Origin of the sequence: Nitrososphaera sp., assembly GCF_050748925.1 — an archaeon.
Taxonomy (GTDB): Archaea; Thermoproteota; Nitrososphaeria; order Nitrososphaerales; family Nitrososphaeraceae; genus Nitrososphaera.
This window is the reverse complement of the sequence record NZ_JBOGQF010000036.1, coordinates 1-13,881: the sequence shown is the minus strand read 5'-3', so window position 1 is coordinate 13,881 and position 13,881 is coordinate 1. Positions and strand designations below refer to the sequence as shown.

Annotated in this window: 17 protein-coding genes and 1 tRNA gene; 10 read left to right on the top strand and 8 right to left on the bottom strand. The window is 54.2% G+C overall.

Annotated features, from left to right (window positions below; translation table 11 throughout):
• Both ACREAY_RS04670 and ACREAY_RS04665 read right to left on the bottom strand, forming a co-directional pair.
• The coding region (locus tag ACREAY_RS04670; RefSeq protein WP_431754599.1) for a S8 family serine peptidase at positions 1 to 1,767 on the bottom strand (1,767 nt) is incomplete at its 3' end.
• Positions 1,768 to 1,864: 97 nt separating this feature from the next.
• Positions 1,865 to 2,347 carry a 50S ribosomal protein L11 gene (locus ACREAY_RS04665; protein ID WP_431754598.1) on the bottom strand — a complete coding sequence of 161 codons (483 nt, stop codon included), beginning with the start codon at positions 2,345 to 2,347 and terminating at the stop codon, positions 1,865 to 1,867.
• Between the two features lie 103 nt (positions 2,348 to 2,450).
• On the opposite strand from ACREAY_RS04665, the gene ACREAY_RS04660 reads away from it, so the two are divergent.
• The 6 genes from ACREAY_RS04660 (at position 2,451) to thsB (ending at position 6,893) form a co-directional block, all read left to right on the top strand.
• Complete coding sequence (locus tag ACREAY_RS04660) at positions 2,451 to 3,260, top strand: helix-turn-helix transcriptional regulator (RefSeq protein ID WP_431754597.1); 810 nt, start codon at positions 2,451 to 2,453, stop codon at positions 3,258 to 3,260.
• Positions 3,261 to 3,287: 27 nt separating this feature from the next.
• Entirely contained in the window at positions 3,288 to 3,644 is a 357-nt protein-coding gene (locus ACREAY_RS04655) for a hypothetical protein (RefSeq protein WP_431754596.1), read from the top strand.
• Positions 3,645 to 3,690: 46 nt separating this feature from the next.
• A complete protein-coding gene (locus ACREAY_RS04650) occupies positions 3,691 to 3,921 on the top strand; it encodes an Lrp/AsnC family transcriptional regulator (protein WP_431754595.1) in 231 nt (76 codons plus the stop codon).
• Between the two features lie 36 nt (positions 3,922 to 3,957).
• Positions 3,958 to 4,119, top strand: coding sequence for a hypothetical protein (locus ACREAY_RS04645; RefSeq protein ID WP_431754594.1), 162 nt, complete (start codon positions 3,958 to 3,960; stop codon positions 4,117 to 4,119).
• A 41-nt stretch (positions 4,120 to 4,160) separates the two neighbouring features.
• Positions 4,161 to 5,168, top strand: coding sequence for a rhomboid family intramembrane serine protease (locus ACREAY_RS04640; RefSeq protein ID WP_431754593.1), 1,008 nt, complete (start codon positions 4,161 to 4,163; stop codon positions 5,166 to 5,168).
• Positions 5,169 to 5,231: 63 nt separating this feature from the next.
• Positions 5,232 to 6,893: a thermosome subunit beta gene (gene thsB, locus ACREAY_RS04635; RefSeq protein ID WP_431754592.1), complete on the top strand. Its 1,662-nt coding sequence runs from the start codon at positions 5,232 to 5,234 to the stop codon at positions 6,891 to 6,893.
• Between the two features lie 16 nt (positions 6,894 to 6,909).
• On the opposite strand, the gene ACREAY_RS04630 is transcribed toward thsB, so the two are convergent.
• Positions 6,910 to 7,116 (bottom strand): hypothetical protein, encoded by a 207-nt coding sequence (locus ACREAY_RS04630; protein ID WP_431754591.1) that lies wholly within the window; start codon positions 7,114 to 7,116, stop codon positions 6,910 to 6,912.
• Positions 7,117 to 7,154: 38 nt separating this feature from the next.
• On the opposite strand from ACREAY_RS04630, the gene ACREAY_RS04625 reads away from it, so the two are divergent.
• Complete coding sequence (locus tag ACREAY_RS04625; protein WP_431754590.1) at positions 7,155 to 7,490, top strand: hypothetical protein; 336 nt, start codon at positions 7,155 to 7,157, stop codon at positions 7,488 to 7,490.
• Here the strand turns inward: ACREAY_RS04625 and ACREAY_RS04620 are convergent.
• Positions 7,474 to 8,085 (bottom strand): hypothetical protein, encoded by a 612-nt coding sequence (locus tag ACREAY_RS04620; protein ID WP_431754589.1) that lies wholly within the window; start codon positions 8,083 to 8,085, stop codon positions 7,474 to 7,476. The two genes, ACREAY_RS04625 and ACREAY_RS04620, sit on opposite strands and share 17 nt — an antisense overlap.
• 27 nt (positions 8,086 to 8,112) lie before the next feature.
• On the opposite strand from ACREAY_RS04620, the gene ACREAY_RS04615 reads away from it, so the two are divergent.
• Positions 8,113 to 9,255, top strand: coding sequence for an aminotransferase class V-fold PLP-dependent enzyme (locus ACREAY_RS04615; protein ID WP_431754588.1), 1,143 nt, complete (start codon positions 8,113 to 8,115; stop codon positions 9,253 to 9,255).
• On the opposite strand, the gene ACREAY_RS04610 is transcribed toward ACREAY_RS04615, so the two are convergent.
• The gene (locus ACREAY_RS04610) at positions 9,256 to 9,504 is read right to left on the bottom strand and encodes an Lrp/AsnC ligand binding domain-containing protein (RefSeq protein WP_431754587.1); all 249 of its coding nucleotides are present in this window, start codon (positions 9,502 to 9,504) and stop codon (positions 9,256 to 9,258) included.
• 71 nt (positions 9,505 to 9,575) lie between these two features.
• Here ACREAY_RS04610 and ACREAY_RS04605 point away from each other — a divergent pair, with 71 nt between their 5' ends.
• Positions 9,576 to 10,202, top strand: coding sequence for a cyclase family protein (locus ACREAY_RS04605; protein ID WP_431754586.1), 627 nt, complete (start codon positions 9,576 to 9,578; stop codon positions 10,200 to 10,202).
• On the opposite strand, the gene ACREAY_RS04600 is transcribed toward ACREAY_RS04605, so the two are convergent.
• Complete coding sequence (locus tag ACREAY_RS04600) at positions 10,199 to 11,167, bottom strand: radical SAM protein (RefSeq protein WP_431754585.1); 969 nt, start codon at positions 11,165 to 11,167, stop codon at positions 10,199 to 10,201. The two genes, ACREAY_RS04605 and ACREAY_RS04600, sit on opposite strands and share 4 nt — an antisense overlap.
• A gap of 267 nt (positions 11,168 to 11,434) precedes the next feature.
• Here ACREAY_RS04600 and ACREAY_RS04595 point away from each other — a divergent pair.
• Positions 11,435 to 11,508, top strand: a tRNA-Lys gene (locus tag ACREAY_RS04595).
• Positions 11,509 to 11,834: 326 nt separating this feature from the next.
• Here ACREAY_RS04595 and ACREAY_RS04590 read toward each other — a convergent pair.
• Together ACREAY_RS04590 and ACREAY_RS04585 are read right to left on the bottom strand one after the other, a co-directional pair.
• Positions 11,835 to 12,857: a response regulator gene (locus ACREAY_RS04590; protein WP_431754584.1), complete on the bottom strand. Its 1,023-nt coding sequence runs from the start codon at positions 12,855 to 12,857 to the stop codon at positions 11,835 to 11,837.
• A 6-nt stretch (positions 12,858 to 12,863) separates the two neighbouring features.
• Positions 12,864 to 13,415, bottom strand: a complete 552-nt coding sequence (locus ACREAY_RS04585) for an MEDS domain-containing protein (protein WP_431754583.1) — start codon at positions 13,413 to 13,415, stop codon at positions 12,864 to 12,866.
• Between the last annotated feature and the right edge of the window lie 466 nt (positions 13,416 to 13,881).

Genomic DNA, 13,881 nt, shown 5'->3' with positions numbered 1-13,881 from the left:
GCCATAGCCGACGCCATTGTTGCCGGCACTGTCCACAATTACGGTGCCTGGGTAGCCCTTGGCCAACAGGTCTGGCACCACAAGCGTCGACGAAAAGACGCTCAAGACGTCATAGCCGGGGCCGTACTTTAGAAGCGGAAAGTTGGGGATGCCCCAGCTGTTGCTGATGATGTCGGCCTTGTGCGCGCCGGTATATCGCCACTTACCGTCAGGCTGCTGGTCAAAGCCGGAGGCATAAAGCCAGCCATAGATGGTGTCACCGGCCCAGAGCGCCTTGACGGGCAGTATCTTTGCTCCCGGCGCCATGCCGGCGAGCCTGTATTTCGTAGAGTTGTTGTAAATGTCATATTGCGCGCTGCCTTTTGACGCCACGGTGGCCGCCGTGCTGGTGCCATGCCCCTGGAAATCATACATTATGCCAAAGTACTCGCCTGCAGGGTCCATCGGCTCCAGCAACTTGGCAGAGACGATGCCGCCGTAATTGGCGCCGGCTGCAGTAGCCACCTCTGTCTTGTTGTCAATGACGCGCCAGATGTCAAGCACCCTTGCGCCGGCGGTGCCGGCGGAAAAGTCTGCATAGCCGTCGTTGTTGTAGTCGTAGGTCAAAAACTCGTTGCCGTCGCCAAGCCGAAACGGCTTTTCGTCGGTAAAGTCAAACGTCTGAGCGGGTATGAGGTAGTTGGTGTTTGGGTATGCGCCAGCGATGGTGGCCGTGAACGAGTACCATGCGTACGACATGTCCGGCACGATTGTGTCGTAGACGCCGGGAGTGGTCGAGTCTACGACGAGCACCGGCACTATGACGAGCGTCAGCACACCGAACTGGAGGCTCAGCTGGAACTCGACTCCCATCCTGTAGACGCCGCTTTTTGAGCGGATATAGTCAGTCGCGCTGTTGCCTATCTTCCAGTCGACGCTTGCCGCGCCGTCAAGCACCGGCGTGCCAAAGAACGGGTAGAGGGTATTGTAGACGGGTATCTTGCCCTGCGATGTCTTTAGGTAGACGCCGGTGCCGTTGACATAGACGTACGACGTGGCGTTGTGCGGCAGCGGGCTAGGGATGGACGGATAGTTTGACACCTTGCCAGACTCGTTGATGTTGGCGACGTATTTTGCCCTTGTAAGCACGATGCCGTGGCCGTCGGCGTCCAGCATTATCGGCACTCCCTTGGCGCCCCTTGCGACTGCGTGACGCATGTCGTCGTTTGAAAAGTCTGTGCCGGTGTCCACTATTGCGACGGTTGCGCCGGTGCCATTCAGCCCATAGTCGGCTGCGACCCTGTCGGCCAAGATTATCGACGCTCCGGAAAGCCTGCCAGGGTGCACGGCAGGGTTGCTTGCAAGCAGGCCGTCAAATGCAGAGTCAAAGGTGAGGGGCATGTCGGAAGCGTATGTAAAGCCGGAGCCCGGAGGAAGCGGAGTGCCCGACATGGCAACTCCCATAAAGCCGCGGCTGTTGCCGCCGAGCCCTACCAGATGCGTGTTTTTAGCAAGCGCGCCTACGTCGCCGGCGCCAAAGACAAGCGTCCTCTGTGGGCTGCCGTTGTACTGTAGCAGTTCTTTGCCGAAGCTGAAAGCGCCATAGTCCGACCGCACGGCGCTCCTCGGGACGGTATGGCCGTAAATGTTGACAGTATCAAGCGCAGGCAACTGCGTCGCCGGCGGCAGCGACGTAAGAGGCCGGGACTCGGCAGCACCGGACAGCTGCACGTCGCGCCCCGCAGGCAGCGAATATGCGGGAACCAGCGAGCCGGCTAATGCAACCATCAGCAAAATCGACGATATACGAATCAAATAGTATGTGATACCTGAACGTCCTTCTAGGTTATTATTATTTCTGCCCGTTATAAAAATGGGTAAAAAATTACTTTAGGATGTCGTCGTACTTGCCGGCATTGATGTCGGCGTATGCCTCTTTTGCTGGCTTGCCTTCCACCTTGACGCCCATGCTGACACATGATCCAACGACTTCCTTTGTGGCGCCCTTGATGTCCTTGGCGTACGAGCCTTCGATCTTCATCTTGGCTATCTTGGCTGCGCTTGCCATCGACAGGTCGCCTGCATAGTCCTTGCCTGCGGTGCCGGAGCCCTTTGGTACCCCTGACTCTTTTGCCACGAGCGCGGCAGTCGGCGGGATGCCCACCTCTATGGTGAATTTCTTGGTCTCGGCATCAACCTCAACCTTGACTGGCACCTTCATTCCGGGGAAATCCTTGGTCTTTTCGTTAATGGTATTGACAACCTGCAGCACGTTGACGCCCATCGGGCCCAATGCCGGGCCAAGTGGCGGGCCTGCGTTTGCCTCTCCGCCGCTCACAAGCGCGGATATAGTCTTCTTATCGCCCATAACGGATTGCGTGTGCATTTATCCAAATTATAATCGTTCCTGTTGGCACCTCACGTGCCCCTTGACAGATTTTTAAAGACGTGCATGCTAAGGTTCTATAGTCATGGCAGAACAGCCCGCCGAAGGCGTCGGTTCACTGTTTTTCGAGCTTGCAGGAGACTTGCGCCTTTCGATGCTTGCAAGGCTGAACGAGAAGGACTACCGCCTGTCGCAGCTAGCCTCCGAGCTTGACGCCACGATGCAGGAGGCGCACAGGAACATGATGCGCCTTATCGACTCGGGCCTGGTCTCAAAGGGCAAGGAAGGCGAGCTGGTGCTTACATCTTATGGCAAGACCATCGTGTCGCTTGTGCCGAGTTACGATTTTCTCTACAAGAACAGAGAGTTCTTTCTGGACCACAGCTTGGGGGACCTGCCGGTAAAGTTCGTGCAGCGCATGGGCGCATTCAGGGGCTGCGAGATAGTGCACGGCGTGATGGCAATACTGCAGAGGTGGAAGAACCTGTACGGAGAGTCAGAGCAGTTCATCAGGGAGATAATGGCGCAGGTGCCCCTCGACCTCATTGAAACCATAAGCGATAGGGTCGACAACGGCGTGAAATTTTCCTACATATTTTCCAGCAATGCCGTAGTGCCAAAGGGCAGGACGCAGCTGCTCCAGAAGGTAGGGTGGCGCAACTTTATCAGCAAGGGCCTAGTCGAGCGCAGGATGGTTGCGGATGTCAAGGTTATGGCGATATTCAACGAAAAGCAGGGCTGTGTCATGTTCCCCAACCAAAAGGGCGAGCCGGACCTCAACGTCATGTTCTACGGCGAGACGCAGGAATTCTTGGACTGGTGCTCGGACTTTTTCGACTACCATTGGCGCATGGCCGGCACGTTTGACGAGGGCAAGCTAAAGCACGAAGTGTAATAGGCCCGGCTGCAGTCATTACGGCATATGATAGTAAGTGTCCCGGACGCGCCAGCACGCAACACGGTCAAAGTCAAGTTTTTGCTGCCGCAGAGGACCAGCGGCGGCGAGACTATCAACGTGCGCTACTTGCGGAGCGAGATAGAAAAGATAGCGATGAGCGAGGGCGGCGCAACGACGATAAAGGCGCCGGTGGAGGGCCTGTGGGCAAAAGACGAGGGCGACCTCGAGAAGGATGAGCTGTTGAGTTTCTTTACAGTGGTCGACATCACCGGCCGCGAGCAGTCCATCGGCCTGCACCTGCAGAGGATCAAGCGGGAGCTTGAAGAAAAGTTTGGCCAGGAAAAGATATTCATCCGGGTTTCAGAGGTCCAGAGAATATGAAGAGAAAGGCGTACAAGTTTTTATACGCCGCGAGGCATTGAGGCATATGCCTAAAGCCTTTGTTTTGATGAACGCCGAACTTGGAAGCGAAGACTCGCTAGTTGGCGAGCTGAAAAAGATGGACGGCGTAAAGGAAGTATACCAGGTGTACGGCGTCTATGACATCGTGGCGATGGTGGAGGCAGACACGATGGAGAAGGTAAAGGAAGCAGTCACGTGGAAGCTGCGCAAGCTGAGCGGGGTAAAATCTACGCTTACAATGATCGTGATGGAATAGTAACTTTAATCAGACGGTACGCTTTACAATATTTTGTTGGGCCTGTTCAGCAAGAAAAAGACGGAAGACGGCAAGGTGAAATGCAAATATTGCGACATGAAGTTTGACGACGAGGAACGCATGAAGCGGCACATGAGAAAGGCGCATACCGAAAGGGGCGGCGACATGCCGAACAACAATCCCTTTGGCATCAGATAAAGACTTTAATCCAATACCTTTGTTGAAAGGATAGCCGGCGAATGTTTCCAATACACGACGACACCGAGCGGATCCACGGCCGCCCGTACCTGAACTACACGCTCATCGCCATCAACGTCGCCGTGTTTATCTGGGAAGCTATTGCGACTTCGTTCTTTACAGACCAGAAGGCAGTCGCAGAGATGTTTTTGACGTACGGCACGGTGCCTGACGACCTGTTTTCCAACTTTCCAGCGAGCGGCCTTAACATCGTCACCTCGATGTTCATGCACGGGGGCATCGCCCACATTATCGGCAACATGGTCTTCCTCTGGGTGTTTGGTGACAACATTGAGGACAAGTTTGGCCGCGTAAAATACATCATTATCTACTTTGGCTGGGGTGCAGCAGCTGCTCTCCTGCACAGCGTCTTTGCTGTCTCGTCAGGAGATGGAGCCATCCCGGCAGTGGGCGCCTCCGGCGCCATTTCCGGCATCCTCGGCGCGTACCTCGTCATGTTCCCAAGAGCCAAGATACACACCATCCTCATGGCCTTTTTCATCTACACGATACGCATACCCGTGCTCGTCTACATTCCGTTCTGGTTCGTGCTCCAGCTAATCCTTGGCATCATAGGCCAGCTCAGCCCAGTCGGCGAATCGAGCGTCGCGTACCTGGCCCACATCGGGGGGTTCATCGCAGGAGCGGCAACCGGCCTTGTCGGCAGGATGGTCCTTTTGCCAAGGATAACAGCCCTTGCGGGCAAGGGTACGGCCTACAGGCCGCCGGTGAAAAAGGTGCGCCCCAAGATCGAAGACATCGTCACCGATTCGCCGCCAGAAGTCATCGAGGGCCAGGACTATTACGAAGTCATTGCAGAGATACGTGGAGTTGCCGACGCGGCCGACATCAACGCCACGTACGACCCGGCATCCCGGCTCGTCAGGATAACTGCAAAGGGCTCGCGCAAGTACGAGATGACCGCCCAGATACCCGACGGTGCTGCAAACCCTACCGTGCAGTACGTGCAGTACCTGAACGGCATTGCAAGGATAAGGCTCTCCAAATAGAGCAAGCTTAAAATGCCCCGGAACGATGCAATTATTTCACCTATTCTAGGGTGAAAATGAAATATGTCAATACAACAAGCAACCGCTGGCGGAATGCCAGTTTTGATCCTGAAGGAAGGCGCATCGCAGACTAAGGGGCGTGACGCGCAAAAGAATAACATCACAGCTGCAAAGCTGATCGCAGAGATAGTAAGGACGTCGCTTGGCCCCCGCGGCATGGACAAGATGCTCGTCGACACGCTCGGCGACGTGACAATTACAAACGACGGTGCTACAATTCTCAAGGAGATCGACGTGCAGCATCCTGCAGCCAAGATGATGGTGGAGATAAGCAAGGCTACTGACAACGAGGTAGGCGACGGCACGACATCAGTAGTCGTGCTGGCAGGCGCCCTCATTGAAAAAGCTGAAGAGCTGATCAACAAGGACGTCCACCCGACCATAATCGTGGACGGCTATAGAAAGAGCGCAGCCAAGACCATCGAAGTGCTCAACGGCATCGCGCAAAAGGTGGCAGGCAACGAGAAGAACGAGCTTGTCAGGATCGCAAGAACCTCGATGCAGACCAAGATAGTGTCAAGGGACGCAGAAGGCCTTGCGCAGATAGTGGTAAACGCAGCGCTGGCAGTCTCTGAAAAAACTGAAACTGGCTACAAGATGGACATTGACGACATCAAGGTGGAGAAGAAGGCGGGCGGCTCCATCAGCGACACAAAGCTGATCAAGGGCATCGTGCTCGACAAGGAAGTCGTACATGGCGGCATGCCAAAGCGCATCGAGAAGGCCAAGATTGCGCTCATCAACTCGGCGCTTGAAATTGAAAAGACCGAGTTTGACGCCAAGATAAACATCAGCTCCCCGGACCAGATGAAGATGTTCCTCGAAGAAGAGAACAGGATGCTAAAGTCCATGGTCGACAAGGTCATCAAGAGCGGCGCAAACGTGGTCGTGTGTCAGAAGGGCCTCGACGACATCGCCCAGCACTACCTGGCCAAGGCAGGCATCCTGACAGTGCGCAGGGTAAAGGAAAGCGACATGACCAAGATGGCGCGCGCCACCGGAGCTCGCATGGTCAATAACCTTGACGACCTCAGCTCAAAGGATCTCGGCATTGCAGAACTGGTAGAGGAGAGGAAGGTGGAGACTGACAAGTGGGTCTTTGTCGAAGGATGCAAGCACCCCAAGTCAGTCACGATACTCATCCGCGGCGGCTCGCAGCGCGTTGTAGATGAGGCTGACAGGTCGGTCCATGACGCGCTCATGGTCTCAAAGGACGTCCTTGAAAAGCCGGCCATCGTGGCAGGCGGAGGCGCCCCCGAGGCGTACGCCGCGGGAAAGATCAGAGAATGGGCAAGCACCCTTTCTGGCCGAGAGCAGCTGGCGGCGGAAAAGTTTGCAGAGGCTCTTGAAGCAATCCCGCTTGCGCTTGCAGAAAACGCAGGCATGGACCCAATCGATACCCTGACAGAGCTGCGTTCAAAGCAGAGCAAGGGCGCGAAATGGACCGGCGTCGATGCAAGAAACGCCAAGGTCGCCGACATGTCGAAACTGGATGTCGTCGAGCCGCTCGCAGTCAAGGAGCAGATAATAAAGTCTGCGACAGAGGCGGCGTCGATGATCCTCAGGATCGATGACGTGATAGCTTCAAGCAAGTCAGGCGGCGGCCCCGCAATGCCCCCAGGCGGTATGGGTGGCATGGGCGGAATGGGCGGCATGGACATGTAGGTGTCCTGCCCCAAACTCACTTTTTTAATTCTGCTTCAACCACTTCTTTGACCCAGGCGCCGGTTTCCTGCATTTTTAAAAGCCGTGCGAGGTATTCGCCCCACTCCATTGTGCCGTACGCCCGCACCCACGCCTCATAGTGGCCGCGCAGTTGCTCCAGCGCCTGCTCGTGGCAGCGGCAGTATTGCCCCGCAGTTTCCCGGGCGCAGGCCGCGCACTTCATGCAAGGTTTTTATTTATCGGCCAGACTTAAAGGTTGCAATGGCGATGTTTATTGCCGGCGCGTCCAGGATGGCGTTGATAGTGGCAGGCGGGTACCTAGTGGCATTCTTTGCTCTTGCGTCAGGCGTGGTCAACGCGTCGATAGAGGCAGTCGGCACCAGGGCGTTCATAATCCCGACTAGGAGCGTCCAGTCGCTTGGCGAGACGGTCGTGATAACACTCATCCTTTTCGTTGGCCTTGCCGGCATCATGCTGCTCCAGCGCGCAGCCAAGGCAAATGCGGCCAGGACGCAGCGCGCTCTCCTTGCAAGCGGCTTTGCCGTCCTTTTGGGAGGCCTGTTTCTGGGCTACCTGCTGGTCAGCCTAAAGCTTTGACAGGATAGGAAATCACTGTTCCTTCCGGCATCGTTTCGTGCGCAAGCACGCGAAGGACGACGTCGTTGCCGACAAGGTCGACACTTGTCCTACTAGCGCTTTTCTGCTGCAAGAGCCTCCTGCTTGCCGGCGACTGCTTCCAGCCCCCTTCCTTCCTGTAGCGCAGCATGCTCGTGGCAAGCACGGGCACCCCTGACGATGCGCCCTGCCGGACAAGGAGCATCAGGAGCACCGACAGCAGGTGGTTCAGGTTTCCGCCGCTGCGCTCCCGGCTCCTGTAGTATCCGTAATACATTGCGTAAAAGCTGTTTATCGAATCAAGCACGACTAGCGAATGCCCGTTCATGGTAGCGAGCACCTCCTTGAACATGAGCATGAACCGGCCCTCGGACGGCAAATAGATGTCGACCTTGCCTGCGCGCACGAGGCCGGCCCTGAAATATGCCGCAAACGCGGTATCAAGGTCGATGTACGCTACATCGCAGTACGTCGAAGCGAGCTCGGCCATGTAGCACAGCTTGGCGTACGGGTCGCTAAAGAGGACGGTGTTGAGCCCCTTGGCGCTCAGGACACGATCATGGTTATAGGACTCCACTGTCTTCAGTTGTCAAAGGTAAGATATATGGACGATCTCAGGCCCGACTTTCCGCTAACAAAAAAGCTTGTCTACATGAACAACGGCGCCGTGGCGCCGACGCCGCTTGCAGTCATCAAGGCGGTGACAGACTATATGGTCAGGTGCGCAGACGAGGGGCCCGACTCGGCCTCGATTTCAGACTATACGACGTCGTTGCTAAAGGAGGTGCGCCAGCGCGTGGGCCACCTGATAAACTGCGAGCCGGAAGAGGTGGTGCTGGTCCAGAGCACGACTGATGGCATCAACATGGTCGCAAACGGCCTCGCATGGCAAGAGGGCGACGCAATAATAGTCCGAGGGGGCAAGCATGAGCACTATGCAAACTATTTCCCGTGGCTCAGGCTTTCGCGGGACAGGAGTATCGCGCTTCGCGAACTGCCAATAGACGCAAACGGCCTTTTCGACATGGTAGAGCTTGAAAAGGCCTCCAGGGGCAGCCGGCTGGTCGCCATGAGCCACGCGCTCTACAATACCGGCGCCGTCATGCCCCTCGAAGAGGTCGGCAGGATAGCGAGGGAGAACAATGCCCTGTTTTGCGTCGACGCGGCGCAGAGCGCCGGCACCATCCTGGTTGACGTGAAAAAGATCGGCTGCCACTTTATGGCGTTTCCCGGCTTCAAGTGGCTGTGCGGGCCGACGGGCATCGGGGTGTTTTACTGCAGCAAAAAAGCGCCGGAGCTGGCGCCGCATGCAATCGGAGGCGAGTCGGCAACACTGTCAGGGAGCACGCTTGCATACATGGATATGCCTGCGCGCCTGCAGGCAGGCTTTCGCAACTACCCCGGCGCGGCGGGGCTTGAAGCGGCTTTGCGCTACATGCTGCGCATCGGCATCGGCAACGCCAGGTCGGCAAACATCAAGGTTGCAAACGCCCTGCGCGAAGAGTTGGCGAGGATTCCGGGAGTCACCCTGCACGGGCCTGAAGAGGAAAGCAGGCGCACGTCGCTTGTCGCGTTCACGACAAAACTAGATTCGTCATTCATCGCAAGAAAGATGGAAGAAAACGGCATCATTGTGGCCGAGCGCGACATCGGCGATGGCAAAAAGGCGGTGAGGGCGGCGCCCCACTTTTTCAACACCGAAGAAGAAGCGGCAAGGGTGGCGTCGCTTTTAAAGAGCCTGCTCTAGCTACTTTTTCTCGCCCTGGCCCTCGATGACTATCATCGTGAGGGTCGACCGGACCTTGTCTATCTTTCTGACATGCCACGTGATGGTCTCGCGGAGCTTGTCCATGGTGTCTGACCGTATCTTGGCCACGATGTCATATACGCCGTACACGCCGCTCACCTCGACTGTCTCTTGCAGTTTCTTGATTTCGCGGATAATGTCTTCCTCAGAGCCGAGGTCGCAGTTGATAAGGACGTATGCAGTTGGCATGGCGTAATAACGGGCATTTGGTTATTAAACAAATCGCAGGCTCTATCTAGCAGGCCGCAGGATTGTGAGGCATGGAAGTAGTGGACCTCACCATTGAAGTCTCGCCCTCGACAAGAGTATTCCCGGGCTCGCCCCAGCCGTCGTTCATCAGGTGGTCGACATTTGGCGTGCACGGCTATGACTCTGAGGTTATGCACATGAGCACGCACACCGGGACCCACATGGACGCCCCGTCTCATTTTGCGCCCGGCAGGGCCAGCATCGACCAGTTACCGGCTGCAAGGCTCGTGTCAAGCGCCGTCTTGGTAAGGGTGCCAAAGGGCGCTGACGAGACTATAGGCATTGACGATATGATGGGCGAGGAGATCAGGGAGGGCGACGCGGTCGTCTTTGCGACCGGCTGGGAAAAGCACGAGGGCAATGACTACATGACAAGGAACCCCGGCCTTGCGCAAGATGCCGCAAGATACCTGGTTGGAAAAAAGGTCAACGCGGTCGGAATAGACGGCCCGAGCATCGACCCCGGCTTTGACGAAAAGTTCACCGCCCACAACATACTTTTGCCTGCCGGCGTCGTTGCAGTCGAGAACCTCTGCAACCTCGGCATGATAACGAGCAAGAGGTTCACGCTTGTCGCGGCGCCACTAAAGCTGTCAGGCGCCTCCGGCTCGCCGGTCAGGGCGCTGGCGCTTCTCTAGTTGCCCGTTATGCCCTGCGCGACCAGGATAGAGTAGCAACCAAGGCCGCACTCTTCGCACAGCGGCTTTTGCGCTTTGCTGTCGGCGCTCCCGATGCAGCACGGCATCTTGGTCCTGCCCATGTGGTCAAGGGACAGTATGGCCCAGGACGGGCAGTCGACCGGCGTCGTGCCGACCCCGCCCCAGTTGCCCTTCATCAGCGACACCTGCTTGACAGAGTTGATGACATAGTCAGGGTACTTTTCCCTCAGGGCGATTATCCTGTCCACGACCTCACTCCTCTTTTCCCCAAACGGCATGAAGAGCGGATCGCCCTTGGCAAACGGCGTGTGGAACTGGAAGCCTATCTTGTTGACCTTGCCCCGCCATTCTTCTGCCAGATCCTCTACCGTGTGGTAGTTTTGCGAGTTTATAGTCATCGTAAGCCAGATGTCCTTGTACGCCGGCTTGCCCCTCCTGGCAGGGCCGGCGGCATAGTCAAGTACGTTCTTTTTCGTCTTTGCGTACGAGCCGGGGCCGCGAATCGTGTCGTGGATCTTTTCAGTGCCGTCCATCGACACCCAGTAGAAATAGAGGTTGTCAAAGCGCTTTAGCGGAAAGGTGGCGTTCGTGACGACGCAGACCCTGTTTGGCATCTCTTCGCAAAAAGTCTGGATGACGTCGGGCCTGAGGGTCGGCTCGCCGCCCACCAGGGTCACGACAAAGAGGCGGTGCTTGTTTATCTTTTCTCGGATTATCCTGCGCCAGTCTTCTGCCGACAGGTCGTTTTCGCCTTCCTTGCGGTTGAGCCACCAGTAGCAGTGGGTGCAGTGCAGGTTGCAGATGTTGTTGACGTCGACAGAGGCGTACATCGGCGCCTTGCTCTTGAAGAGCCTGTAGGCTATCATCTTTTTAAAGATGCTGAGGTAAAAAGGCATCTCCCTGGCAAGGTCCGTAAACCCCCGGCCATAGATTACGTCCACCATTGCAGGATAAAGGGCGGCGGATCAATTAAAGGTGCTGGTGGCAGCGGTAGCGCGCGTTTCCAGTGGAAACATGGCAAAAATAATCGTTCTTTAATACTGCCTGCAGCCGCTGCGTAAAATGTGCGGCGGGAAAGGCACTAGTGTGTGTTTCCAGTGCATACAAAAACGCGGGTAATTATCAGTTCTTTTATGCATGGCCAGTGCTGGGTACGGAGCGGCCGCTGAATAGCATTAAATTATGCCATGTGAGCGTAAATGCTAGCGTGTGGGCCCGTAGCTCAGCCAGGTAGAGTACCGGACTTTTAATCCGGTTGTCTCGGGTTCGAATCCCGACGGGCCCGCTCTTTTCACGGGTTCAGGTGCACTCCAATTGTATGAGGGAACAGAATTGTGGCGGGCAGGAATCGAATTGCTCCTTACTATCTATCGAATGCTCTTAGCCCTTCAAGCAGGACCGCTAGTTCATCATCTTCCAATATCCCCTAGAGGAGCAACACTAACACCCATCTCCAGAAGCTCTTGTCTCAGAGAAGGCTCTCCAACCGTAGTTATTTTTTACCCTGTAAGAACCAGCTAATTTCCTTCTCAGGGTTCTGCATCATCTGTTACATCTTGTTATCAGTAAGAAGATTTAACAGAGTTAACCGAGTCTAATAGAGGCGGTCGCCTATTTTGATTTTGCAGGTTTTATTAGTCCCAGTAACTGCGAAAATAGAAAGGGCTTTTGAAGTATCGGGTATTTATCGATATCAAGTGAATGTGCCTTGAAGCCCGAGCTAATTGGGTCCAGATCCGAGGTGGTGGTAAAGATAATTTGTTGGTCCGGATTTACCTGAAGAATCTTTTTCGCAATATCGAACCCGCTTGCATCCTTCACGTGGGTATCAATTATAATAATGTCATAGAAATCGCGTTTGTCTCTCATGAGCACCTGCTCCAAACATTCATCTGCCCCTTTCACTATGACAAGTTCGACGGGCAAAGACTTGAGACAATCCCTGTAAATTGTACGTATATCAGCCTCGGACTCCGCAAGAAGAATCTGTATCTTTTGAGGTTTGGCTTGCTTGGCAAGGATTCTGCCATGGTTCTTGCCGATAAAGTCGTTCAAGTCAAGTTTGAGTGAATGTGCATGCGAGATGCGCTTTTGTTCCCCAATATGCAACTGTTGCTTTAGCACTGAGGATGGGTGTGCGCAGATTATCGAGATATCCAAATTCTTTGCCATCCAGTCATTGTATGTCCCTTGCCACCAGCCTTCTAGCGTAACGCACTCGTCGAACTGCTTGTGTCTAGCCAGGTTGCAAGCTGCGTCAGCAACTATGAGTGCCTTTTCATTCTTGCCTGAAGCGATTCTATCTTTCAGTGTTTCTTCGACTTGTGCTTTTAATTGCTTGAACGGAGTCAATTCACAGTTAGCAGCCGAATCGTAAAACGGCTTGAAGTTGACAATGACAAAGTTGCCTTCTTGGATATGCCTGTCATAGTCTGCGATTCTTGGAGCAAGGTTGGCCAGAAAATCCTTGTCACTTGCATCAACGGTGGCATAGATACAGTACTGGCCCGCATCCAACACACGGTTAATACAATCTATTTCAGCTGCGCTTCGTTCATCCTCATCATCATACAGAAGCATAAGGTGCTGTTTATCTGAGGATTGTAACAAATCATTAGATGCGGCGAAGGTCAAATTAATTCAATCCTCCATTTTGATTTGGGTGGTTATTTTCCTCCAGGCTTCACCAGAGGCGTTTACAACAATATCGTGTGTGGCAACTACTACACGCTTTGAATGCATATCATGGGGAAAAGCATCGAAGAATTGCTTTGGAAATGGGCATACATAAGATCCCTCAAACGGCTTTTCCTGCCACCATTGTTCCACCATTCCACATTCGTCAAAGTACTTATTTCTAAAGAGGAAACCTGTTCCATCGCCGACAAAGCGGACATGATTGTCTCTTCTTTCCTTTACCTTTTCGGCAAACAATTTCTTTGCCTCTTCAAATGGATTCATGTCATGTAACAGTGCAGAGATATAGAAAGAAGCCAGATCAACGATCAGTAAATTTCCCTTCTCTACATTTTCTTTGTAATTGTCGATTGATAACGAGAAATTATCAATGTAGCCCTTGTCTCGGAAATGAACAGTTGCATATACGCAGAACTGCTGCCTCCTTAGCCCTTCGTTAAGGTATTTCGAGACAGCAGAATTAAGGTCTTCCTTGTTTTCATAAAGTAGAGCCATATGCTCATTGGTTGGAGGATTCAACAGTAAATCCATCGTTTCAGCAGCCGTACATTTCTTTTACCTTATATCTAAAATACTTTTTGCCTGTTCTCTTTTCAGAAGAATGTTTTAGATGCGGCTATTACCGGTTGAATCAAACCAACCCGCCATGATGATGAAAACCTGAACCTGATAATAGCATAACCCAGCTGGTCAACTGATTACTATCTACTTGATGAGCGAGCCTTATCAGGCTGTTTGTTACTTGGTTCATTGCAAGTCTGCAAGATGCATATCCTAGGCCCGCCCTTTGTTCTGTCTGCCCGGTCCATTAGGGCGGGCCAGAGTTTCTGCCCCCATCAGTTACCGATAACCAGCTTTTCCATTTAATCACATTAGAGCCTGTCACATTGGAACTCCTGTCTAAATAGGATGTAAACCCGATGGGCCCGATCTCATGGCCAAGTCCCGAGGCTTTTCGACT